The sequence below is a fragment of the Bradyrhizobium sp. NBAIM08 genome (genome assembly GCF_020193935.1).
Classification (GTDB): Bacteria; Pseudomonadota; Alphaproteobacteria; order Rhizobiales; family Xanthobacteraceae; genus Bradyrhizobium; species Bradyrhizobium yuanmingense.
In genome coordinates, this window is record NZ_JADYVR010000328.1 from 1 (window position 1) to 450 (window position 450).

At 64.0% G+C, this 450-nt stretch carries 1 protein-coding gene; it reads left to right on the plus strand.

Going from position 1 to position 450, the window contains the following annotated elements:
- Positions 1-49: 49 nt before the first annotated feature.
- Positions 50-450 (plus strand): GTP-binding protein (locus I6F37_RS39730; protein ID WP_368736817.1); only part of this gene is annotated, 401 nt, incomplete at its 3' end.

Here is a 450-nt window from a genome sequence, read left to right on the forward strand (position 1 = left end):
GCTTGAATCGATGCTGCATGCGGCCGGTCGCATCCAGCGAAAGGGATCGGTGTCGCAAGGCACCTCCGTCGGCGACGCAAGTGACGAAGCGCGCGCCCGAGGTCTCTCTACCGAACTCAATGTCGGCGCCTTCGAATTCATGGACGACCGCTACGTCGTCCTCGACGGCCCCGGTTCAGTTGATTTCGCCAGCGACGCCGACAACGTCATCCCCGCAGTCGACCTCACCATCGTCGTAGCCGACCCTGACCCGGGTCGCGCCAGCCTGCTTCAGCCACTCCTCAGAAGGCTCGACGAACTCCAGGCGCCGCACTGCATCTTCATCAACAAGATCGACAAGGCGCGCGGACGCGTGCGCGAACTGATCTCCGCGATCCAGCCCTACAGTCTCGAACCGCTCGTCGCCCGCCAGATCCCGATCTGGAACGGCTCCGGCGCGCTGGGTTACAT